The following is a 23423-nucleotide window of genomic DNA, read 5'->3' as shown; positions in this document are numbered from 1 at the left end:
TGAGGCGCCACCCATGACACGTTATATTCTCTCCCGCGCGGCCCAGGCGCTGCTGGTGCTGTGGGGGGCGTTCACGCTCTCGTTCGTGCTATTGCAGGTCATGCCGGGCGATGCCGTGCTGATCAAGTTCCAGGACCCCGAACTCGGCCTCAGCCCGCAGCAGATCAGCGATATCCGCGCAAGCTATGGCGCTGATGAATCCGCCTTCGTGCAATATGCCCATGTGCTGGGCCGCACGCTGGCGGGCCAGCTTGGCTATTCCATCGAGACCGGGGTGCCGGTCAGCCGCATGCTGCACGCCGCCTACCCCACCACGCTGCGTCTTGCGGTGGTGAGCTTTGGCGGCGCGATCATGCTGGCAGCCAGTTTTGCCACCGCCGCCCTGCTGGCCCCCCTGCGCCCGCTACGCGCGGCCCTGCGGCTGGTGCCGGGACTGGCGAGCGGCATTCCCGTCTTCTGGCTCGAGATCGTGGCAATCCAGCTTGTCTCGTTTCACTGGAAGCTGGTGCCCGTGGTTGGCGTTTCAGGCTGGGCGGCAGCGGTGTTGCCGGGGCTGGCGCTGGCCATTCCCATCTCGGCGCCGCTGACGCAGGTGTTCCTGAGCGCGGCGGAACGGGTCATGGCCCAACCTTTTATTGACGTGCTGCGCGCGCGTGGCGCCTCTCCGCTGCGCATTCTCTACGCCCATGTGCTGCCCAACGCCCTGCCGCCCACGCTCACCATAAGCGGGCTGGTGTTTGGCGAGATCCTGGCCGGCGCCGTGGTGACCGAAACCGTGTTCGGCCTTGACGGGCTGGGGCAACTGGCCCAGCAGGCCGTGGCCAATCAGGATGTGGCGGTGCTGCAGGCCATCATCCTCATTTCGGTGGCGGGGTTCGTGGTCATCAACTTCACCGTTGATGCACTCCATCCGCTGATCGACCCGCGCATCCGCCGCACGCAGGCAGGAGGGGCGGCATGAACACGGCCCTGGCACAATGGCGTCAGCGCCATGACGTGACCCTGCCGCGCCTGCTTGGCGTGCTGCCCGTGCTTGTGCTGGTGCTCGTGGCGCTTTGCCCCGGCCTGTTCACCCCGCTTGACCCGCTGGCGGGCCAGACGGATGAGCGGCTCATGGCCCCATCCGCCACGCACTGGTTTGGCACCGACCAGTTCGGGCGCGATGTGTTCTCGCGCATCATGCATGGCAGTTTCTCCACCCTTTCCGCCGCCATGCTGGCCGTGGCGATCAGCCTGCTGGTGGCCATCCCGCTCGGGCTTGCGGCGGGGCTGGGCGGGCGCAGGCTGTCGGGCGCCATCCTTGCGGGAGCGGACATGGTGCTGGCCATTCCCGAGCTTTTCCTCTCGCTCAGCATCATCACCCTGATCGGGCCGGGGGCCACGCATGTGGCCTTTGCCGTGGGCATAAGCCAGGTGGCGGGCTTTACGCGCATGATCCGCACGGAAGTGGTGCGCGTGCGCGCGACCGAATATGTGGAGGCGGCCTTTGGCATTGGCTCCACCTTCTGGCAGGTGGTGTGGCGCCATATCGTGCCCAACAGCCTTGCGCCTGCGCTGTCGCTGGCAACATTGCGGCTGGGCACGGCCATCCTGGCCATATCGACCATCTGCTTTCTGGGCTACGGGCCCTCACCCCCCACGCCGGAATGGGGCCTGATGATTACCGAAGGCCGCAACTACCTTGCAACCGCCTGGTGGCTGACCACCTTCCCCGGCCTTGCCATCATCTTCTCCGCGTGGGCGGCAACGCTGCTTTCACGCGCCATAAGGATGGACCCATGAACGCTGCCTCCCCCCAACTCAACATCCGTGACCTTGATGTGGTGTATGAAAGCCGGGGCAGCGCGCACCATGCGCTCAAGGGTGTGTCGCTGGAGGTCCGCGCGGGCGAGATGCTGGCGCTGGTGGGGGAGTCCGGATCGGGCAAGTCAACGCTGGGCCGCGCCATACTGGGCCTGCTGCCTGAAAGCGCGCGCATACAGCGCGGCTCGATCACGGTGGATGGCACCGAAATTGTGGGGCTGCCCGAGCGCGCGCTGCGCCGCATCCGTGGCGCGCGGGTGGCGCTCATTCCGCAGGACCCGGCCCATTCGCTCGACCCCGTACGCACCATCGGCGCCCAGCTTGTCGAGGCGGTGCACCTGCATGAACCCCACAGCAATACCGCCACAACGCGGCGCATGCTGGTGGGCCTGCTCGACCGCGTAGGCATAAAGGAGCCGGAGCGGCGGCTGCGCCAGTACCCGCACGAACTCTCGGGTGGCATGCGCCAGCGCGTGCTGATTGCCGCCGCCATTGCCCAACGCCCCGCCCTGATCGTGGCTGATGAGCCCACCAGCGCGCTCGATGTATCGGTGCAGGTGCAGATCATGGCGCTGCTGGCCGAACTGCGCCACGAGATGGGCACCGCCATGCTGTTCATCACCCACGACCTGGGCCTGGCCAGCGAGCAGGCCGACCGCGTGGCCGTGCTGCAACATGGCACGCTGTGCGAAACCGGCGAAACAAAAGCCCTGTTCGCCAACCCGCGCACACCCTATACCCGCCGCCTGCTGGCCGACCTGCCCCTGTTCCATGAAGCCCGCGCCCCCCGCCGCGCGGAAGGCCCGCGTGAGGATGCGATTGTCGTCTCGCACCTGACCTATGCCTACAAGGGTGCTGGCGGCAGGCCGGGGCACAAGGCTGTACGCGATATTTCCTTTAACGTGATGGCCGGGCAGACCCATGGCATCGTAGGTGAGTCCGGCTCGGGCAAGACCACGCTGCTGCGCTGCCTGCTGGGCCTGATTACGCCTGATTCCGGGTCGGTGCATATTCTGGGTGAGAACCCGGCCCAGGTCGAAGGCACCGCCCAACGCGCGCTACGCCGGGCCGTGCAGTTTGTCTACCAGAACCCGCATGTCTCGTTCGACCCCCGCTGCCGTGCTGCGGATATTCTGGCCGAGCCCCTGATCAATGCGGGCCTGCATGACCGCGGCGCGCGCACAGAACGGATCCGGGCCATGCTGGAGCGGGTGCAGCTACCGCCTGCCGTGCTGGAGCGCAGGGCGGCCAACATGTCTGGCGGGCAGAGCCAGAGGCTGGCCATAGCGCGCGCGCTCCTGTGCGACCCCAAAATCCTTATTCTGGATGAAGTGGTCTCCGCGCTTGACGTATCGGTGCAGGCCGAAATCCTGACCCTGCTTGAAACACTGCAACGCCAGCTTGACCTGACCTATGTGTTCGTATCGCACGATCTAGCGGTGGTGCGGCGCATTGCCGATACCGTCTCGATCATCCGCGCGGGCACGCAGGTCGAACATGGCCCGACCGAGACCGTATTCTCCACCCCGCATGATGACTACACAAAGCACCTGCTCGCCGCGATACCCGGCCGCGACCTGATGCGCCCGGCCGTGCTGGCCTGAAAGAAGGCAGATAAACGTTTTTGGCGAAGCTTTTTTCAAAAAGCTTCGAAGAACGCCGCCTTTTTGAAAAAAGGCGGCACCCAAAAACCTTTATCATTTTTTATCAATGCGTTGTTTTCAAACAGTGTCTTATCAGGCGTCCTCAACAGGCTCCGTGCCGTAAAGCGCGCTTTCAATCAGGTCCGCACTTTCGTGGCTGTAGCGCCTGAGGTCTGGCATGAGGGCGCGGGCGGCATCCTCCACCGCGCGCGACAGGGCCTCGAGCGCGGGTGATGGGGTCAGGCCTGCCGGTGTCACCACGCCAAAAAAGAAGGGCAGGTTTACATCCAGCGGGCGTATGGCCAGATCAGGCTGGTGGAACGCGCCTGCCGTTACGGGGTCGACAATGCCAACACCCAGCCCGGCGCGTGCCAGCCCCATCAGCACCACAGCCATGTTGGAATCCATGATGGTGGCGGGCGTCCAGCCCATCTGCGCAAAGGCGCGTTCGATCGTGTTGCGTATCCTGAACGGGTTGGCCAGTGTCAGCAGCCTGCTTTCGGCCAGGTCATGCAGGCTGACACACTCATTGGCAGCCAGCCTGTCATCCGCCCGCATGACCGCGACACAGGGCGCCATGCCGATCCATTGCAGGGTCACGCCGGGGTGGTTGAATGGAAAACTGACCAGCCCGAATGCCGCATCCCGGCGGCCTACGGCACGCACCACCTCATCCGCCGGGACGCTGCGCACATGCACCTCACGCGGGAGGGTGCCCTGCTTCAGGCTGCCCAGCGCCAGGGGCAGCAGGCCCGCCGCAAGTGCCGGGATGGCGCAGATATGCAGGGAATTTTCCACATCATGGGCAATGGCATGCACATTCTCGCGCAGGCGCTGCACGCCGCCGAGCAGGGCCAGCGCCTCGGGCTGGAAACGCAGCGCCTGCTCGGTGGGGGTAATGCGCGGCCCGTTGCGGTGGAACAGCGTAAACCCCAGCCCGGCCTCAAGGTCCTGCATCATGCGCGTGACCATGGATTGCGACCTGCCCACAAGGCGCGCGCCCCCCGTCATGCTGCCCGTGGCCATGACGGCGCAGAAGGCCTCAAGCTGTCTCAGATCGGGAAGGGCTGCATCCATGTCACCCATGCTAGTCACCAACGGTCATGCCAGCAAACGCAAACGCGGCAGGCCTCCCCTCATCCTATCGCAGGGAGCGGAGTGTCACGCCATTCATCGCCCCTGAGTTCGGGCGTGTCGAACGCCACGAGGTTGGCGTAATGGGTTTCGCGGTCCTCAACGAACAGGGCGCGGGTGATGTGGCGGGCAAGGCGCTCGGCCCCATCGCTTATGGCGGGAATATCGCCGCTGACCTTGCCGTGTGACAGCGTGGCGGGGAAGCAGAAGCAGTGCACGTATTTCAGCCACGGGCACGAGCCGGGCACTTTTTCCAAAAACTCGAACCCCGGCCCGAGGTCGGGCGAGGTTGCCAGTTCCGCGCTGACATGGCCCGATGGCATGTCCTGCGCCGCAGGCGTGAAGCGGTCTTTCCACAACCGGATATGCGGTGCCATGGCCGCAAGTTCAGGCCGGCGGGACATATCCGCACAAAAGCCGGTGGCGGCGATGATGAAATCGGTTTCCATCACCCCGCGCGGGGTATGAAGGCGCACGGCATTGCCTGCCATTTCAAGCCGGTCAATGGGGCAGGACAGATGGAAGAAGGCATTGGGGTGGCTGGACACCCGCAGCACGCTTGGCCGTGGCGGCGGGGTCTGGGCATCGAGCACCGTATCCATGAAGCGCCATTTCCACCCGTCAGGCAGGCCGACAAAGCCCTGCACCACGCCCATGCTGCCAATGCCGGTGAATTTGTTCACGGCAGGCAGGGTTGCACGCCGTATGACCATGTCCACCCGCGCAGCCCCCGCCTCGAGCGCCGTGGCGGCGTTATCCATGGCGGAAGCGCCCGCGCCCACCACCACCACGCGGCGGTTCTTCAGGGCTGCAAAATCAATGGGGTCGGCTGAATGGCGCCAGTAATCACGCGGCAGGCCGGCAATGACCGGCGGCACGTAGCTGCCGCCCAGCCCGTCGCGCCCCGTGGCCAGCACCAGATGGCGGCATAGAAGGGTCTCGGTTACGCCATCCTGCACCACTGTCAACGCCAGCACGCCATCAGCCGCGCGGGCCACATTGGTCAGGGTAACGCCATTGCGCACCGGCAGGTCGAGCACATGGCGCAGCCACTCCAGGTAGACCATCCATGTCTGGCGGGGGATCTTGTCCAGCCCATCCCACGCGACCGTGCCGAAACGCGCTTCGTACCAGGCGCGGAAGGTCAGGCCCGGCAGCCCCATGCACGGGCCGGACAGTGTCTTGGGCGAGCGCAGCGTGGTCATGCGCGCATAGGTGACCCATGGCCCTTCCTGCCCTGCGGGCGCCTGGTCAAGCACGACATGATTGAGCAGCCCGTAGCGCCTGAGATAACCCGATGCCGTCAGCCCCGCCATGCCGCCACCGACCACGACCACGTCGAGCACATGCCGCCCGTCCATGCTCCGTTCGGGCACCCACGAGCAGGTGGGCAGGTCCAGCCATGCCAGATCCTGCCGCACGCGGCTTTCCAGCCCTGCAAGACCGCCGGGAATTTCGGGTGGCTGAGAAAACGTCATTGATCGTGATTCCTAAAACGCTACGCTGGCCGGGCCGGGCGTCAGGCCATGGCGGAGAGGGCCAATGATGCTGGTGGCAAACCTAAAAATTCCTTCCGTACAGATCAAGACAAATTATGCGTTTTTTGCGTTTAACAATGCCTTCATTGCATAAAGTGCATCATAGGCACCAGCCATGTCGCCCGACAGGCACGAACGGGACAGACCGGCACCACCGCTGGCCCTCAAGGCTTTCCGGTGCATCAGGAACCGCCACTTTTCTGGAAACACGCACCTTGATCCAGCCCTGCATCAGGTCGGGGAGATACGATTGGCCTGCCTGCGGCTGATCACAACGGCACCGCCCCACAGGGCCAGAAAAACCAGTACGATACCCGCACCCACCCCGGCCAGATGGTCGCCAGCCGCCATCAGGCTCCGCATGAGCAGGTTGCCCTGCGCCGCATTGCCCGGCAGCTTCTGCCCCAGTTCGATCGCGCCAATGCCTGCCGCCGCGACAAGGGAGACAAGGCTGATGCCCAGGTCATAAGCCACGCGCCTGCGGCCCGAGCGCATGCCCCAGCCGTAGGCCCGGCACATGAGCAGGGTATCAAGCGTATCAACCAGCGCCATGCCCGTCGTAAAAAGCAGCGGGAACGTCATGACCCCCGCAAGACCCAGCCCATGATGGGCCTGAACCGCCGCCATGCCCAGCAGGCCGATTTCACTTGCGGTATCAAAACCCAGCCCGAACAGGAAACCGAGCGGGTACATCTGCCAGCTCCGGCCAATCCACCGCCCTGCCCACCCAAACACAAAGCCTGCGGGAGGCGGAGGCAACCGGGCAGGCTGGCGCAACGCCCGCCACTGGCCCAGGGCCATGCGGGCATTGGCCATGACGGCCGCAAGCATGAACACCGCCGAGACCAGCGTGCCGAAGCCACCACCCACCAGATGCCACTGCTCCAGCCAGCCCTGCACGGGTAGTGCAACCAGCGCAAGGGTAGCGAGAACGACCACGGTGGAATGCCCGAGCGAGAAGAACAGCCCCACCAGCGAAGGCGCGCGTCCCGCCTGCATGAGCCTGCGCGTCACCACGTCGATCGCTACGATATGATCGGCGTCAAGCCCGTGTCGCAGGCCAAATGTCCATGCCAGCCCGGCTGCGCCCAGCAGGACGGGCGCGCACCCCAGCGTAGTCATGGCCCACGCCCATGCCACAAGGTTGGCCAGCAGCAGGGCGCATGCAATGGCGTATGGTCCATGCCGGGCAGCCATGAACATATCGATCCCTTTCCGCCTGCTGGTCAGATGGTGATGTAGGCGCGCACATCCTCCGCCACGAGGTCGCGGGCCTGGCCTGCCAGCACCACCTTGCCCCGGTCGAGCACTGCAATCGTGTCGGCCAGTTCATAGGCAAAATCGAAATACTGCTCCACGAGCACGATGGCCATGTCGCCCCGGTCGCGCAGCATGCCGATGATGGTGCCGATATCCTTGATGATGCTGGGCTGGATGCCCTCGGTCGGTTCATCAAGCACCAGCAGGCGCGGACGGATGACGAGCGCGCGCGCAGTGGCAAGCTGCTGCTGCTGGCCGCCCGACAGGTCGCCGCCGCGCCGGTCGCGCATTCTGGCCAGCACGGGAAACAGGTCGAATATTTCATCAGGCACCCGGCGCTGGCCGCGTGGCAGCAGGCCGAAGCCGGTCTCAAGGTTTTCGCGCACGCTGAGCAGCGGAAAGATGTCGCGCCCCTGCGGCACGGTAGCGATGCCGCGCCGGGCGCGGTCATAGGCTGCGAGTCTGGTAATATCCTCGCCCTCCCACATGATCGTTCCAGCACTTGTGGCATGCATGCCGGTAATGGCGCGGATCAGGCTGGTCTTGCCCACGCCATTGCGGCCCAGCACGCAGGTCACGGCCCCTGCCCTTGCTGCAAGCGAGACCCCACGCAGGGCAATCGCCGCGCCATAATGCAGGTGCACGTCGTTAATCTCGAGCATGCGCGTAGTCTCCCTTTACGCCAGTGCGGCGCCCCTCAGCGCCCAAGATAAACCTCGATCACGCGCGGGTCGGCGCTGACCGCATCCAGCGTGCCTTCAGCCAGCACGCTGCCTTCGTGCAGCACCGTCACATCCACGCCGAGAGCGCGCACGAAATCCATGTCATGCTCCACCACCACCACGCTACGGGTGCGGTTGATCTCGCGCAGCAGGTCGGCGGTGGCCATGGTCTCGGCATCGGTCATGCCCGCCACGGGTTCATCCACCAAAAGCAGTTCAGGCTCCTGGCCCATGAGCATGCCGATCTCGAGCCACTGCTTCTGCCCGTGGCTCATGCCGCCCGCGGGCTGGTCGGCCACGGCTTCCAGCCGGGTCAGGTGCAGGAGGCGGTCGATCCGTTCGCGCTCGCCCGCGCTGCGGCGCGCCATGAGCACGGCAAAGGGCGCGCGCACGCCCTTGAGCGACAGCAGCAGGTTCTCGGTCACGCTCAGCGCCTCGAACACGGTGGGCTTCTGGAACTTGCGGCCAATGCCCAGCCGGGCGATGGCGGGTTCATCAAGCCGGGTCAGGTCGCGGCCCTGAAAGCGCACGGTGCCGGTATCAGGCCGGGTCTTGCCGGTGATGATGTCCATCATCGTCGTCTTGCCCGCGCCATTGGGGCCGACGATGGCGCGCATCTCGCCCGGGCGCAGCGCAAGGCTGAGATTGTTGATGGCGCGAAAACCGTCAAACGTCACGCTCACATCGCGCATGTCGAGCAGCAGGTCATCGGTCATGCCTCGTCTCCCTGCGTGTCCGCCACTTCGGGGGTGACTTCCTCCGGCGGCGGTTTACGGACATGCCGCCACAGCCCCATGAGTCCGTTGGGCAGGAACAAAGTGGTGCAGATGAACAGCAGCCCCAGCCCATACAGCCAGAACTCCGGCAGCCACGCCGTGAACAGCGTCTTGCCCAGATTGACCAGTATGGCCCCCAGCACCGCCCCGCACAGTGTGCCACGACCGCCCACCGCCACCCAGATCACGGATTCAATGGAATTGGCGGGCGCGAACTCACCGGGGTTGATGATGCCAACCTGCGTGACATAAAGCGCACCACCCAAGCCTGCGATCATGGCCGAGAACACCCACACCAGCAGCTTGGCCTGCTCGGGGCGGTAACCCAGGAAGCGGGTGCGGCTTTCGGCATCGCGCACGGCCACCAGCAGGCTGCCAAAACGGCTGCCCACCACAAAACGCGCGGCCAGCAGGCTTGTGGCCAGCAGCACACCGGTCGCCACCAGCAGCACGGCGCGGGTCAGGGGCGCATGCAGGTCGGCACCAAGGATGTCCTTGAAGTCGGTCAGGCCGTTATTGCCGCCAAAGCCCAGCCCGTTCTGGAAAAACGCCAGCATGAGCGCGTAGGTCAGCGCCTGCGTGATGATGGACAGATACACCCCGGATACGCGCGAACGGAAGGCAAGCCAGCCAAACACGCTAGCCAGCAGCCCCGGCACCGCCACCACCAGCACGGCGGCCCACGCAAAATGCTCTGAACCCCACCAGTACCACGGCAGGCTCTTCCATGAGAGGAAGATCATGAAATCCGGCAGGCTGGCGTTGCCATAAACGCCCCGCGCCCCGATCTCGCGCATGAGGTACATGCCCATGGCATACCCCCCCAGCGCGAAGAACGCGGCATGCCCCAGCGTAAGGATGCCAGCAAAGCCCCACACCAGATCCACCGCCAGCGCCAGCATGGCATAGGACAGGTATTTCCCCGCCAGCGACACCACGAAGACGGAGGCATGCAGCGGATTGCCCTCGGGCAGCAGGCTGGCTGCGGCAAGCCCGCCTGCCGCCGCCACCACGGCCGCCGCCATCCAGATCACGCCGCGCAGGGAGCGCGGGGCACGGGTTGAAAACGGGTTCATGATTCAACTCCCCGCCCGCGCACGGGAAACATGCCGCGCGGATGGCGCTGGATGTAAAGGATGACCAGCACGAGAATGGCGATCTTGGCCGAGACCGCGCCAATGGTCGGCTCCAGCACCTTGCCGCCCATGCCCAGCGCCAGGGCCGCCGCCAGCGTGCCCCACAGGTTGCCGACCCCGCCAAACACCACCACCATGAAGCTGTCGATGATGTAGGACTGCCCGAGGTTGGGGCTGACATTGTCAATCTGGCTGACCGCAACGCCCGCAAGCCCCGCAAGGCCAGCGCCAAGCCCGAAGGCCAGCGCATCGACCCGTGGCGTGCGGATGCCCATCAGCGCCGCCATGCGGCGGTTCTGGGTGACCGCGCGCATCTGCAGCCCAAGCGGCGTGCGGCGCAGCACCAGCATCAGCCCGCCCAGCACCAGGCCTGCAAAGACAAGAATGGCCAGCCGGTTGAGCGTGATGTCCATGCCGCCCACCGCAACCGAACCAGAAAGCCAGCCCGGTGTCTGCACCGCGATGTTGGTCGGCCCGAAAATGGAACGCACCGCCTGCTGCAAGATGAGCGACAGCCCCCATGTGGCCAGAAGCGTTTCGAGCGGGCGGCCATAGAGGAAGCGGATCAGCCCACGCTCGATCACGATGCCAAGCGCCCCGCACACCACGAACGCCACTGGAATGGCCACAAGGATGGCCACCGGCTCCAGCGCAGGCACGGTTGCGCGGATGGCCTGCTGCACCATCCACGTCACATAGGCGCCGATCATCATCATCTCGCCATGGGCCATGTTGATCACGCCCATCACGCCAAAGGTGATGGCCAGCCCCGTGGCCGCAAGCAGCAGCACCGAGCCGTAGCTCAGGCCATAAAAGGCATTCTGCGCCACGCCCCAGGCGCGCAGGTGCCAGTCGATGCGCGATACGGCGGCCTGCGCCTCACGGCGCAGCGCCGGCGCTTCCGCATCCGACCCGGCCACACCGGCGAGGATGCCACGCGCCTGCGCGCCACCAACCGCGCCAAGCGTGCGCACGGCCTCAAGCCGGGAGGCAAGCGCATCGGGGGCGGGCGGCTGGCCGAGAATGGTCGCGGCCCGCACCTCGGTCAGCCGGGTGCGCACGGCGGCATCCTTTTCCACCGCAAGGGCATGCTCCACCACCGGCAGCATGGCCGGGTCGTGGCGGGCGTAAAGCGCATCGGCGGCCCTGAGCCGCGTTGCGGGCTGGGGCGCCAGCAGGTCCCTGCCCGCCTGCACGCCCGCAAGCGCCGTGCGGATGCGGTTGTTCAGGCGGATCGGCTTCAGCCCCTCCGGCACGGTAGCCGGGGGCTGGCCCGTGCGGGCCTCCACGTAGCTTTCGCCGTGGCGGATATACACGCTGCCATCGGGGGCGGCGAACAGGCTGCGCTCGCCCAGCGCCTGCAACGCGGCTTCTGCCTGCGGGTCAGGCGATGCGGCAAGGGTTGAAATCGCCGCCGTGACCGCCCCGAGCTGCGGGCTGGCCAGATCAGCAAAGGCATCCGCCCGCGCGCCGTGGCCCGGCAGCACCATGGCCCCGAGCCATAGCGCCGCCAGCAGGCAGGTGGTGCGGACCCTACGCATGCCTGTGCCCAAGGCAGGTCTTGGTGGCGGTGTTGTAGTTGCCACACGCAATGGGCTTGCTCCAGTCGCCAATCAGATTTTTCGTTTCCGGCACCCAAGGCGACCAGGCCTGCCCGGGCACGAGCGCCGGGGTCTTCCACACGACCGAGAACTGCCCGTCATCCTGTATCTCGCCAATATAGACCGGCTTGGTCAGGTGGTGGTCGGGCAGCATCTCGGCCACGCCGCCGGTCAGGTTGGGCTGGCGGATGCCGATCATGGCATCAATCACCCTGTCATGATCGGTGGTGCCCGCCTTGGTAACCGCCTGCACCCACATGTTGAAGCCGATGTAATGCGCCTCCATCGGGTCGTTGGTGGTGCGCTTGGGATTCTTGGTGAATTCGTGCCACTGCCTGATGAAGGCGGTATTGGCCGGGGTGTCGATGCTCTCGAAGTAGTTCCATGCGGCAAGCTGGCCCACCAGCGGGGCGGTATCCATGCCGGCCAGTTCCTCTTCGCCCACGCTGAAGGCCATAACCGGGATGTCGGTGGCGGAGATGCCCTGATTGCCCAGTTCCTTGTAGAACGGCACGTTGGCGTCGCCATTGATGGTCGAGACCACGGCAGTTTTCCTGCCCGCCGAGCCGAAGGCCTTGATCTGCGAGACGATGGTCTGCCAGTCCGACTGCCCGAACGGCGTGTAGTTGACCATGATGTCGGCTTCCGCGATGCCCTTGGCCTTGAGGTAATTGACCAGTATCTGGTTGGTCGTGCGCGGATAGACGTAATCCGTGCCCACCAGCGCGAAACGCTTCGCCCCCCCGCCATCCTCGCTCAGCAGGTAGTCCACCGCCGGGATGGCCTGCTGGTTGGGGGCCGCACCCGTGTAGAAGATGTTGCGGCTGCACTCCTGGCCTTCATACTGCACGGGATAGAACAGGATGCCGTTGAGTTCCTCGAACACCGGCAGCACCGACTTGCGCGAGACGCTGGTCCAGCAGCCAAACACCGCCGATGCCTTGTCCACCGACAGGAGCTGGCGCGCCTTCTCGGCAAAGAGCGGCCAGTTCGAGGCAGGGTCCACCACCACGGCTTCAAGCGGGCGGCCAAGCAGCCCGCCCTTGCGGTTCTGCTCGGCAATGAGCATCAGCATGGCATCCTTGAGCGTGGTCTCGCTGATGGCCATCGTGCCGGACAGCGAATGCAGGATGCCAACCCGGATCGGCTCGCCAGTCGGCGCCGCCGCCCGCGCTGGCGCCGCGCGCCACATGCCCCCCACAGCAGCCGCCGATGAGGCAAGGGCAAGACGTCCGAACGCGCGACGGGAAAGGTGAGGCAGTGTGACGGGCATGATGAATGGTCCTTTTGCTGCTGCCTGCATTGTCGGCGCACATAAAAGCGCTTCCCATACGCATTCCTGCGTATGTCCCCCATGGGCATTCCGTTACGATCATGCACGCTGCCACCCATAACGCCCGAAAGCCGTGATCTTGCCGCACCCGACCAGCCGCCTGCGCATCGTGCGCCCCCGCCGGGCCTACAGCCGCTGGGCCGCCGACCAGACATTCGAGGATTACGCGCTGCGCTTTACCGCGCGCAGCGCGCGCATGGCCACGCCCATGCGGGCGGCACGCACGGCGCTGGGCTCCATCTCGTTCCTGGCCCTCGAGGCCATGGGCGGCACGCTCACGCTGGCCTTCGGCTTTGCCAACACGGCAGCCGCCATAGCCCTTGTCACGGCGGTCATCTTCGCCATCACCCTGCCGCTATGCGCCACGGCCGCGCGCGCGGGGCTCGATATCGACCTGCTTACGCGCGGCACCGGCTTTGGCTATATCGGCTCGACCATCACCTCGCTGCTCTACGCCATTTTCACCTTCATCTTCTTCGGGCTCGAGGCGGCGATCCTGGCGGGCACGCTGCACGGGCTGCTGGGCATGAAGCTGTGGCTGGCGTACCTGCTGTGCGCGGCGCTCATCATTCCGCTGGTGACATGGGGCATCACGTTCATCGCCCGTTTCCAGATCGCGACACAGCCGGTGTGGCTGGCGCTCAATCTCGTCCCCCTCGTGGTGCTGGCGGGCCTGCACCCCGAACTGCTGGGGCAGTGGACCCATTTCAGTGCGCCCTACGGGCCACCGGGGCATATCGACCCCCTTGCCGTAGGCACCGGCGCATCGCTCATGATCGTGCTGGTGTGCCAGAGTGCCGAGCAGATCGACTTCCTGCGCTTCCTGCCTGACCCCACGCGTTGCAACCGGCGGCAATGGTGGGCAGCGCTGGTGCTGGGCGGCCCTGGCTGGATCGTGCTTGATGCCTTCAAGCTGCTGGCAGGCTCGTTTCTGGCATGGTTGGTGCTGCGGGCGGGCTTTTCACCGCTGCAGGCGGTGCAGCCCGGCGTAATGTACCGTTTTGCCTGGGGCAGTTTCACCCCCGCCCCGGTCGCGACCGTGCTGACGGTGGCGCTGGTGGCGCTGGCGCAGGTCAAGGTCAACATCACCAATGCCTATGCCGGCTCACTGGCATGGTCGAACTTCTTCTCGCGCCTGACCCACACCCATCCGGGGCGGGTGTTCTATGTTATCTTCAATGTCATGATCGCACTCCTGCTGATGGAGGCAGGCCTGGTCAGCACCATCCAGACCGGCATCACGCTGTATGGCGTGCTGGCCTGTGCGTGGATCGGCGCGATACTGGGGGATGTGGCGCTGTGCAAGCCGCTTGGCCTCAGCCCGGCCCTGGTCGAGTTCAAGCGCGCGCTGCTACCGGACTTCAACATCGTGGGACTGGGGGCATGGGGCATTGCCGCCGCCACGGGCGTTACGGCCTTTGCGGGCTATCTCGGCCCGATAGCCGCGGCCTATGCGCCTTTCCTGACGCTGGGGGTAGCCTTTGCCACGGCACCGGTTCTGGCGTGGCTGACCGGGGGGCGCACCTATCTGGCCCGCCCCCAGCCCGCTGGCTGGAACGACCGGCCCGCCATGACCTGCGTCATCTGTGAACACACCTTCGAGGCGCGGGACATGGCGCCCTGCCCGGCCTATGGCGGCACGATCTGCTCACTGTGCTGCTCGCTTGATGGCCGCTGCCGCGACCGCTGCAAGCCGGTCTCGACCCGCATGGGCAGCCAGCTTGCCGCCCCGCTCCGCACCCTGCCACCCCGCCTGCGCCGCTGGCTCGTAGCGCCTGCGGGACGCTTTACGCTCATGCTGGCGGGCATGATGCTGGGCATGGGGCTGCTGGCATGGACAACGGGCCATGCGTGGAGTGGCATCATGGTGCCGGTCTTCCTGGCGGGCACGGTGGGGGCGTGGCTGCTGGTCATGGCGCAGCAGGGGCGGCGCACCGCCACGCGCGAGACCCTGCACCAGACCCGCCAGCTCATGAACGAGATCCGTGCCCGCCGCCGCACCGACCACGCGCTGAAGCTGGCACGCGAAAAGGCGGAGGCGGCAAGCCTGGCCAAGACCCGCTACATCAGCGGCATCAGCCACGAGATCCGCTCGCCGCTCAACGCCATCATGGGCTATATCCAGCTCCTGCAACACGATACGCGCCTGCCGCCCGAGCGCCACCAGGCGCTGGGCATCATGCGCGAAAGTGGCGAGCACATAACCAGCATCCTGTCCGGCCTGCTTGACATCTCGCGCATCGAGGCGGGGCGGATCGAACTGCATGCCGATACCATCGCCCTGCCCGCCTTTGTGGAATCCGTGGCCCAGATGATCCGCCCGCAGGCACAGGCGCGCGGGCTGGAGCTGGTATGGCGGCCGGGCTACCTGCCCGCCGTGGTCACGTGCGATGAGCACCGCCTGCGCCAGATCCTGCTCAACCTGCTGTCAAACGCGGTCAAGTTCACCCGGCAGGGCACGGTCACGTTCTCGGCACGCTGGCAGGGGCAGATTGCCGAATTCATCATAGAAGATACCGGCCCCGGCATTGCGGCGGAAGATCATGCCCGCATTTTCGAACCCTTTGAGCGCGGGAGTGCCAGCACGGGCGTGCCGGGCACCGGGCTGGGGCTGACCATCACCCGGCTGCTGACCGAGATCCTGGGCGGTGAACTGACCTTCACCAGCACGCCGGGCAAGGGATCGCGCTTCAGGGTGCGGCTTTTGCTGTCTGACCGGCAGGTGGAACTTCCCCCGCGCCTGCCCGCCTTCCCCACCGGGTATGAAGGGCCACGCCGCACGGTGCTGGTGGTGGATGACAATGCCGAGCACCGCCTCATCATGCGCGAAATCCTTGAACGCTGCGGCTTTGCCTTTGAAGGGGCGGAAAGCGGGGCGGAATGCCTCGACCGCCTGGCGCTGGTGCAGCCTGACCTGCTGCTGCTCGACCTGTCCATGCCGGGCATGGATGGGCGTGACCTCGCCCTGCGCATCCGCCAGTCCCCTTATGCCCGCGTGCCGATCATGTTCCTGACCGGCAACCTCGTTGAAAGTGCCAACCGCCATGTCCCCTCGCTTGAGGACTGCCCCGTGCTGGGCAAGCCGGTGAACCTGTCGGTCCTGATCACCAAAATGGGCCAGATGCTTGGCCTTGAATGGGTCTTTCCCGCCCCCGAGGCTGACAGCACGCCACCTGCCCCGCCCGACACACCCGCCACCGTGCCCGAGGCGGAACGCGTGGCCCTGCTTGCCCTGCTTGATGGCGGCAACCTGCGCAACCTGCGCGCCCACCTGACCACCCTGCGCGCGCAGCATCCGGCCCTGGGCGATGCGATCGAACCGCTGCTGGCCCTTGCCGCGTCCTACCAGCTTGAAGCCCTGCGCCACCACCTGGAGCGACCCACGCCATGACCGTGCCCGATCCCTCCCGCAAATCCGTTCTTGTCATTGATGATGACCCGGCCGTTCTGGGCCTGATGGACGAGAAACTGACTGATGGCGGCTATACGGTGCTGCTGGCGCAGTCCGGCATGGCAGCACTTGCGGTCACGGCGCGCACCGTGCCCGACCTGATCATGGTCGATGCCCTCATGCCCGGCATGAACGGATGGGAAGTCTGCGCGGCCCTGCATGATGACCCGCGCCTGAGCCTTGTGCCCATCATCTTCATGACCGGCCTGACCGAGACCGAGCATGTAATCCGCGCCTTTGAGGCGGGTGCCGCCGATTACGTAACCAAGCCCCTGCGGCTGGAGGAAGTCATGGCCCGCATTGGCGTACGCATGGAATCCGCCGCACGCATCCGCGCGGCCCATGGGGCGCTTGATCATGCGGGCCGCTTCCTGCTGGCCACCAGCCATGCGGGCGATGTGCTGTGGGCCACGCCGCAGGCGGGACTTGTACTGCGCGAACTTTCAGGCGCGAATGACGCGGGTGCGATCCTGCCCCTGCCCGCGCCCCTGCCCGCGCCCCTGCCCGCGCCCGGCGGCGTGCTCATGCGCCATAATGTCGGTGAAAACGAACTTGTGCTGAGCCTTGTGGGCGTGAGCGGCCCGGATGAACTGCTGCTGCGCATCAGCCGGCAGCCACTTGTTCCCCAGCGCATATTGCAAGACAGGCTGGGCCTGAGCGCGCGCGAGGCGGAGGTGCTGCTGTGGATATCACGCGGCAAGACCAGCCGCGACATTGCCGATATCCTGCAGGTCAGCCCGCGCACGATCGACAAGCATATCGAGCAGATCTACAACAAGACCGGGCTGAGCACGCGGGCCGCCGCGGCGGCTACCGCATCGCGCCTGCTGCAGGAGCGCTAGGCGCGAAAGGTGCCGCTTTTTTCAAAAAGGCGATGTTTTCTGAAGCTTTTTGAAAAAAGCTTCACCAAAAACTTTTATATTTTAGGGCACGGCCCTTGCCGCCTCATCCGAAAGGCGGTCCTGCTGCATGTCCGGCGCGCCGATTTCAGGGCACATCCTGCGCTGCTCATGGCCACGTATGACCGCCAGTTTCTGGCGTACCTGGTCAAGGCTGCGCTCGGTGGCATCCTCCTTGATCGGGTGGCCCGCAGGCGTCAGCGTCGCCCCTTTCATGATGCCAAAACCCGGCACGGGATCGAATTTGACAAAAAAGCCCTTCTCCGCCGGGGCCTTGTCCTGCGCCTCGGCCCGGGCTTCGCTGTGGCTTAGGGTGGCGAGCCGGTCCGACAGGCGCACATCCTCGGCCAGCAGGTGGCGGCAATCCATTTTTTCAGGCGCGGGGGCGGCCTGTGCCAGGCCCGCGCCCATGATCCCTGCCAGCAGGGCGAAGCCATACGTGGCGTTTCGCTTGAGGGTCAGCATTCCGATCTCTCCTGGCGGTGGGTCAGCCCTGCCGCCTGATAAAATGACATGAACAGGCCAGCCGTTTTCAGTACTGGAACTGCATGCCCAGCAAAAAAGCCCCCACCGCGCGCGTGCCCATGGGCTTGTAGCGCACGTAATCGAACGTAAAGCGCAGGTTGTGGCCATCCATTACATAATTGCCGCCCAGATCAAGCTGGGTGGTCTTGGGGTGGCCGGGGCCGTACATGTCCTTCCTGAAGCGGAACTGCTGGTAACGCACCAGCGGCTGGAGCCGCCCCCAGCCCAGCCGGTAGGGAATGAGATACGCCGTGCTGGCCAGGAAGGCCGTGCCATCATTCACGCCACCTACATTGCCATAATCAGCCGAGCGCTGCCCGTAACCTGCCGCGATGTCCTTCACGCCACCGGTATAATACTGGTAATACGCGCCTTCGAGCGTATAGACGCCGTATTTCGCGCCCTCGCCGATGCGCTTTTCAAACAGGCCATCAACATTCCACGCCTTGTAGTCACCCTTGTCCTGCGCCGTGCCCACGCCATCGGTTTCGTACTGGCCCGCAAGGCCAATGGCCAGGATGTCGGCCTTGCCGTAATAGGTGCTGGCCGTGTAGTAGGCGGGCGACGGCTCGGGATCGAGGAAGTTGTATTCCATGCGCGCGGCAAAGAGCGGGTGCTCGCCATAATTGGAGCCGCCACGCACCCAGTTATGCCCCCGATAGACACCCGCCACGTAGCGGAAGCGATCCTTGAACAGCCTGCCCCACACCGAGATGCCATCATCACGGCCCGACCAGGCACCCGGATACTGTGACACCATCGGAAAGGCATAGGTGCTGAGGAAGTAAGGCCCATCAAGGTTCGAGCGGTCACTTGGCGTGAGCATGCGCCCGCCCCAGATATTGAACGCCTTCCACCGCTCGACCTGCAGCACGCCATCAAGCACGTTCCAGTTGCCATCACGCAGGCGCTCGAGGTTGAGCGTTGACTTGACGTATTTATGGAACTGCGCGCCCATGTAGATACGCAGGTCGCTGGCGCTTGCCGCATCCTTGTTGCCGGGCATGGTGGTGTCATGGCTCAGATACTGCGCGCGCACGCCCAGGCCGAGCGTAAAGAACTGGTCCTTGCCAAAATTGACCGTGGTGGCCGCGCGGGCATGGGGCATGCTGGCGCCAAGCGCCACGCAGGCCGACAGGATACTGCCGCAACGCAGCAGCTTCTTCTTCCGGCTCATCCTGAACCGGGACACAAGCGCAATCATGAACATCCCCTTGTGGCTGCGGTCACCGACCGGCGACAGGGAAACATTACGCAATTGCACCATCAGGGCGGGATGCGTGAAATTACTTATAATGGTCGTTTATGTGCTTATTCATGCCACCACGGGAGGCCCGGGCGCACGCACCCGATGGGTGTTCCAGGCACATGGATATAAAAAAGCCGCCTTTTTGAAAAAAGGCGGCACCCGGAAACTTTTATTATTTCAAAGCAATAGTTGTTACAGGCCGCCCTGTTCGATAATGAAGCGGGCAATGTCCTCCACCCCATCGCCCGCACGGATATTGGCGAACACAAAGGGCCGCTGCCCGCGCATGCGCCTGCTGTCACGCTCCATCACCCCAAGATCAGCGCCCACATGCGGGGCAAGGTCGATCTTGTTGATGACCAGCAGGTCGCTGCGCGTAATGCCGGGGCCGCCCTTGCGGGGGATCTTGTCACCTGCCGAGACATCAATGACATAGATGGTCAGGTCAGCCAGTTCGGGGCTGAAGGTGGCGGCAAGGTTGTCGCCCCCGCTTTCCACCAGCACAAGGTCCAGCCCGGCAAAGCGCTCCGTCAGTTCCGCAATGCCCGCAAGGTTGATGCTGGCATCCTCGCGTATGGCGGTGTGCGGGCAGCCACCGGTCTCGATGCCCATGATGCGCTCGGGCGGGAGCGAACCCGCGCGGGTCAGGAACTCCGCATCCTCACGCGTATAGATGTCATTGGTGATGGCGGCGATATTGTAATCATTGCGAAAGCGGCGGCACAGCGCATCCATCAATGCTGTCTTGCCCGTGCCCACCGGGCCGCCAATGCCCACACGCAGCGGGCCGTGCTTGGCTTTTGTCATGTTCTGAACAACCTCGTTTCCTGGGTTTCGTGATGCATGGCGGCGAGGTCGGCGGCAAAACAGGCCCCGCCCACATCATCCAGCGTCTGGCGCGCAGCCTGCGTTGCGGCCTGCGCCAGCACGGATTCAAGCCGGGCCAGCGCGCGCAGCCCGTCTGTCTGGCCCAGCGGCACCAGCCGCACGGCAGCCGATACAAGGGCCGCCACCGCCGCATACCCGCCCGACAGCACAGCCTGCGGGGCAGCCACGCCCCCACGGCGGAACACCAGCCCCTGCACTACCGGCAGCGGCCAGCGCGTGCCCGCCAGCATGGCCTTGGGCGGCACGACGTGCCACACCGCCGCCGCCCGCAAAAAGGCCTCGCCCTGATATACCGTCTCCTCATACCGCTCGCGCGAGGAAGCGGATGCACAGGCGAAGCGGGCAATCTCGCGCAGGCGGCCATCATCCTCCCCCGCCTGCCATGCCGCATGCATGATGATGAGGTCATTGCCAAGACTGCCATGGCGCAGCAACGCGCCAACCCACGCGCACAGGGTTTCCACATCACGCACGTCACCGCGCTCGACCGCCCATTCAAGCCCGTGGCTGTAGGCATATCCCCCCGTGGGGAAAGCGGGCGACACCCATGAGAGCAGCCGCAGGAAGTCCTGCCCGGCCATGCCTGCGGGTTCAGTCATGCGAATGGGCATGACCGCCATGATCATGCGGGTGGGCATGGTCGTGGTGGTGCTCATGGGCATGCCCGGCCCCACGCCCGGCATAGGCCCCGCTTTCGGGGTCGAAGGCTGCCCTGACATGGCGCACATGCCCGCCAAGGCCCGTTATCATATCGGCAATCACATGGTCATGCCGCACAAGGATGCGCTGCGCCGTAATGGCGGCGGGCAGGTGCCGGTTGCCCAGGTGCCACGCCAGCCGCAGCAGGTGCAGCGGGTAATGGGCGGTGACTTCCATCAGGTCTTCCGGCAGGGCTTCAACCCGAACGATGCGGCCATCGTCAAGCACCAGCCCATCGCCATCGGCCAGCAGGCGGGCGTGTTCAAGTTCAAGCAGCACGCGCGCGCCCGAGCGCAGGGCCAGCATCATGCGCCTGCGGTGGCGGCCTTCATAATCGGCGGCGAACACATCCACAGCCTCGGCCACGGGCCAGCTTCCCGCTGGCAGGATTTTGGTGATACGGGTCATCAGAACAGGAAATACCTCTGGGCCATGGGCAGGATATCGGCAGGCTCGCAGGTCAGCAGCACGCCATCGGCCCGCACCTCATAGGTTTCGGGATCGACCTCGATATGCGGCATGGCATCGTTATGGATCATGCTGCGCTTGCCAATGCCGCCACGCGTGTCCGACACGGCGGAAAGGCCCTTCTGCAGGCCCAGCCTGCGCCCGATATCATCCTCCAGCGCCGCCTTTGACACGAAGGTCAGGCTGGTATGGGTCCGCGCGCCACCGTAGCCGCCAAACATCATGCGGCCATGCACCGGCTGCGGCGTGGGAATGGAGGCATTGGGGTCGCCCATCATGGCATAGGCGATCGCGCCCCCCTTGATGACCAGATCGGGCTTGACGCCAAAGAACGCAGGCTCCCACAGCACCAGATCGGCCAGCTTGCCCACCGCGATGGAGCCTACCTCATGCGACAGGCCGTGGGCGATGGCGGGGTTGATGGTGTATTTGGCGATGTAGCGTTTGACGCGGTTGTTGTCGGCCGCTCCATCACCAGGCAGCGGGCCGCGCTGCTGCTTCATCTTGTGGGCGGTCTGCCATGTGCGCAGCGGCACCTCGCCCACCCGGCCCATGGCCTGGCTGTCGGATGACATCATCGACAGCACGCCCATGTCGTGAAAGATGTCCTCAGCCGCAATGGTCTCGCGCCTGATGCGGCTCTCGGCAAAGGCAATGTCCTCGGGCACCCTGGGGTCGAGATGATGGCAGACCATGAGCATGTCCAGATGCTCGTCAAGCGTGTTGCGCGTATAGGGCCGCGTGGGGTTGGTGGAGGACGGCAGCACGTTGGGCAGCCCCGCCACCCGGATGATGTCGGGCGCATGCCCGCCGCCCGCGCCCTCGGTATGGAAGGCATGGATGGTGCGGCCTTCAAAGGCTGCGATCGTGTCCTCCACGAAGCCGCTTTCGTTGAGCGTGTCGGTATGGATCATGACCTGAACGTCCATCCGGTCGGCAACACCGAGGCAGCAGTCGATGGCGGCGGGGGTCGAGCCCCAGTCCTCATGCAGTTTCAGGCAGCTTGCGCCTGCGCGCACCATTTCCTCCAGCGCCTTGGGGCGCGAGGCATTGCCCTTGCCCGCAAAAGCCAGGTTGACCGGAAAGGCATCGGCGGCCTGCAGCATGCGCGCCAGATGCCATGGCCCCGGCGTGCAGGTGGTGGCCGCCGTGCCCGTGGCAGGCCCCGTGCCGCCGCCAAGCATGGTGGTGATACCCGAGGCCAGCGCCTCCTCGATCTGCTGGGGGCAGATGAAATGGATGTGGCTGTCAATGCCGCCCGCGGTCAGGATTTTGCCCTCGCCCGCGATGATTTCCGTGCCCGGCCCGATGATGATGTCCACCCCGGGCTGGATATCGGGGTTGCCCGCCTTGCCAATGGCGGCGATCCGGCCATCACGCAGCGCCACGTCTGCCTTCACGATGCCCCAGTGGTCGATGATCAGCGCATTGGTGATGACGGTATCCGCTGCCCCCTGCGCGCGCGTGGCCTGTGACTGGCCCATGCCATCGCGGATGGTCTTGCCGCCACCAAAGCGCACTTCCTCGCCATAGATGGTGAAATCCTTTTCCACCGCCACGAGCAGGTTCGTATCGGCCAGCCGCACGCGGTCGCCGGTGGTGGGGCCGAACTGGCCTGCGTAATCATGCCGGGTCAGGCGCGTCATTGATCCACACTCCCCATTACATTGCCCCGAAAGCCGATCACGCGGCGCAGGCCCCGCAGCGGCACCAGTGTCACGTCACGCTCCTGCCCCGGCTCGAAGCGCACGGCCCCGCCCGATGGCACGTTAAGCCGCCAGCCCAGCGCCTGCGCGCGCTCAAAGCACAGGGCCGGATTGACCTCGGCAAAATGATAATGGCTGCCGACCTGCACGGGGCGGTCACCGGTATTGGTCACGCGCAGGGTGCGCCGGGGCTGGCCTTCATTGAGGGTGATCTCGCCCCCATCGGTCAGGATCTCGCCGGGTATGGCGCCTTCGGGCAGGGGGTCAGCGTATCGGGTCATGGACTGTCACCAGTTTCGTGCCATCGGGGAAAGTCGCCTCGACCTGAACATCATGGATCATATCGGCCACGCCGGGCATGACCTGCGCGCGGGTCAGCACATGGCCGCCACTGGCCATCAGCTCGGCAACACTCAGCCCGTCGCGCGCGCCTTCAACCACATGGTCGGTAATCAGGGCCACGGCCTCGGGGTAGTTCAGCCGCACGCCGCGCTCCAGCCTGCGGCGGGCCACGATGGCCGCCATGGCAATGAGCAGCTTGTCCTTTTCCCTTGGTGTCAGCTTCATGTCGTGCTCCGCCTCCTTGCCTGCC

Annotated in this window: 21 protein-coding genes; 5 read left to right on the top strand and 16 right to left on the bottom strand. The window is 65.3% G+C overall.

The window, feature by feature from the left end; translation table 11 throughout:
- Positions 1-13: 13 nt before the first annotated feature.
- The 3 genes from GXY01S_RS02785 to GXY01S_RS02775 are packed head-to-tail and all read left to right on the top strand — an operon-like array spanning position 14 to position 3407.
- Complete coding sequence (locus tag GXY01S_RS02785) at positions 14-961, top strand: ABC transporter permease (RefSeq protein ID WP_061271858.1); 948 nt, start codon at positions 14-16, stop codon at positions 959-961.
- Entirely contained in the window at positions 958-1782 is an 825-nt protein-coding gene (locus tag GXY01S_RS02780) for an ABC transporter permease (RefSeq protein ID WP_082770683.1), read from the top strand. The genes GXY01S_RS02785 and GXY01S_RS02780 overlap by 4 nt, the downstream gene beginning before the upstream one ends.
- The gene (locus tag GXY01S_RS02775) at positions 1779-3407 is read left to right on the top strand and encodes a dipeptide ABC transporter ATP-binding protein (RefSeq protein WP_061271857.1); all 1629 of its coding nucleotides are present in this window, start codon (positions 1779-1781) and stop codon (positions 3405-3407) included. The genes GXY01S_RS02780 and GXY01S_RS02775 overlap by 4 nt, the downstream gene beginning before the upstream one ends.
- Before the next feature lie 132 nt (positions 3408-3539).
- Here GXY01S_RS02775 and GXY01S_RS02770 read toward each other — a convergent pair whose 3' ends face one another.
- From GXY01S_RS02770 to urtA, 8 genes are all read right to left on the bottom strand, one after another.
- Entirely contained in the window at positions 3540-4523 is a 984-nt protein-coding gene (locus tag GXY01S_RS02770) for a LysR family transcriptional regulator (protein WP_165165602.1), read from the bottom strand.
- Between the two features lie 59 nt (positions 4524-4582).
- On the bottom strand, positions 4583-6058 hold the full coding sequence (locus tag GXY01S_RS02765) for an NAD(P)-binding domain-containing protein (protein WP_061271855.1): 1476 nt from the start codon (positions 6056-6058) through the stop codon (positions 4583-4585).
- Between the two features lie 291 nt (positions 6059-6349).
- Positions 6350-7315, bottom strand: coding sequence for a HoxN/HupN/NixA family nickel/cobalt transporter (locus GXY01S_RS02760; protein WP_165165600.1), 966 nt, complete (start codon positions 7313-7315; stop codon positions 6350-6352).
- A 29-nt stretch (positions 7316-7344) separates the two neighbouring features.
- A complete protein-coding gene (gene urtE / locus GXY01S_RS02755) occupies positions 7345-8040 on the bottom strand; it encodes an urea ABC transporter ATP-binding subunit UrtE (RefSeq protein ID WP_061271853.1) in 696 nt (231 codons plus the stop codon).
- A 35-nt stretch (positions 8041-8075) separates the two neighbouring features.
- Complete coding sequence (urtD, locus tag GXY01S_RS02750) at positions 8076-8816, bottom strand: urea ABC transporter ATP-binding protein UrtD (protein WP_061271852.1); 741 nt, start codon at positions 8814-8816, stop codon at positions 8076-8078.
- Positions 8813-9952, bottom strand: a complete 1140-nt coding sequence (urtC, locus tag GXY01S_RS02745) for an urea ABC transporter permease subunit UrtC (protein ID WP_082770681.1) — start codon at positions 9950-9952, stop codon at positions 8813-8815. The genes urtD and urtC overlap by 4 nt, the downstream gene beginning before the upstream one ends.
- Entirely contained in the window at positions 9949-11553 is a 1605-nt protein-coding gene (gene urtB, locus GXY01S_RS02740; RefSeq protein ID WP_061271851.1) for an urea ABC transporter permease subunit UrtB, read from the bottom strand. The genes urtC and urtB overlap by 4 nt, the downstream gene beginning before the upstream one ends.
- Positions 11546-12886 (bottom strand): urea ABC transporter substrate-binding protein, encoded by a 1341-nt coding sequence (gene urtA / locus GXY01S_RS02735; protein WP_061271919.1) that lies wholly within the window; start codon positions 12884-12886, stop codon positions 11546-11548. The genes urtB and urtA overlap by 8 nt, the downstream gene beginning before the upstream one ends.
- 139 nt (positions 12887-13025) lie before the next feature.
- Here urtA and GXY01S_RS02730 point away from each other — a divergent pair, with 139 nt between their 5' ends.
- Both GXY01S_RS02730 and GXY01S_RS02725 read left to right on the top strand, forming a co-directional pair.
- A complete protein-coding gene (locus GXY01S_RS02730) occupies positions 13026-16337 on the top strand; it encodes a hybrid sensor histidine kinase/response regulator (protein ID WP_061271918.1) in 3312 nt (1103 codons plus the stop codon).
- Positions 16334-17239 carry a response regulator transcription factor gene (locus GXY01S_RS02725; RefSeq protein WP_061271850.1) on the top strand — a complete coding sequence of 302 codons (906 nt, stop codon included), beginning with the start codon at positions 16334-16336 and terminating at the stop codon, positions 17237-17239. Before GXY01S_RS02730 ends, GXY01S_RS02725 begins: the two co-directional genes overlap by 4 nt.
- 81 nt (positions 17240-17320) lie before the next feature.
- Here GXY01S_RS02725 and GXY01S_RS02720 read toward each other — a convergent pair whose 3' ends face one another.
- From GXY01S_RS02720 to GXY01S_RS02685, 8 genes are all read right to left on the bottom strand, one after another.
- Positions 17321-17761 carry a hypothetical protein gene (locus GXY01S_RS02720; RefSeq protein WP_061271849.1) on the bottom strand — a complete coding sequence of 147 codons (441 nt, stop codon included), beginning with the start codon at positions 17759-17761 and terminating at the stop codon, positions 17321-17323.
- A 67-nt stretch (positions 17762-17828) separates the two neighbouring features.
- Positions 17829-18779 (bottom strand): porin, encoded by a 951-nt coding sequence (locus GXY01S_RS02715; RefSeq protein WP_174520898.1) that lies wholly within the window; start codon positions 18777-18779, stop codon positions 17829-17831.
- 483 nt (positions 18780-19262) lie between these two features.
- Positions 19263-19877, bottom strand: a complete 615-nt coding sequence (ureG, locus tag GXY01S_RS02710) for an urease accessory protein UreG (RefSeq protein WP_061271848.1) — start codon at positions 19875-19877, stop codon at positions 19263-19265.
- Positions 19874-20539: an urease accessory protein UreF gene (locus GXY01S_RS02705; RefSeq protein WP_110570340.1), complete on the bottom strand. Its 666-nt coding sequence runs from the start codon at positions 20537-20539 to the stop codon at positions 19874-19876. Before GXY01S_RS02705 ends, ureG begins: the two co-directional genes overlap by 4 nt.
- Before the next feature lie 10 nt (positions 20540-20549).
- Positions 20550-21065 (bottom strand): urease accessory protein UreE, encoded by a 516-nt coding sequence (locus tag GXY01S_RS02700; protein ID WP_061271847.1) that lies wholly within the window; start codon positions 21063-21065, stop codon positions 20550-20552.
- A complete protein-coding gene (gene ureC, locus GXY01S_RS02695; protein ID WP_061271846.1) occupies positions 21065-22771 on the bottom strand; it encodes an urease subunit alpha in 1707 nt (568 codons plus the stop codon). The genes GXY01S_RS02700 and ureC overlap by 1 nt, the downstream gene beginning before the upstream one ends.
- The gene (locus GXY01S_RS02690) at positions 22768-23112 is read right to left on the bottom strand and encodes an urease subunit beta (RefSeq protein ID WP_061271845.1); all 345 of its coding nucleotides are present in this window, start codon (positions 23110-23112) and stop codon (positions 22768-22770) included. The genes ureC and GXY01S_RS02690 overlap by 4 nt, the downstream gene beginning before the upstream one ends.
- Positions 23096-23398, bottom strand: a complete 303-nt coding sequence (locus GXY01S_RS02685; RefSeq protein ID WP_061271844.1) for an urease subunit gamma — start codon at positions 23396-23398, stop codon at positions 23096-23098. Before GXY01S_RS02685 ends, GXY01S_RS02690 begins: the two co-directional genes overlap by 17 nt.
- Positions 23399-23423 lie beyond the last annotated feature (25 nt).

The organism is Komagataeibacter xylinus NBRC 15237 (assembly GCF_001571345.1).
In the GTDB taxonomy this organism is placed as follows: domain Bacteria; phylum Pseudomonadota; class Alphaproteobacteria; order Acetobacterales; family Acetobacteraceae; genus Komagataeibacter; species Komagataeibacter xylinus.
Note: the sequence above shows the minus strand (reverse complement) of the source record. Positions and strands in the feature narration are given on the sequence as shown.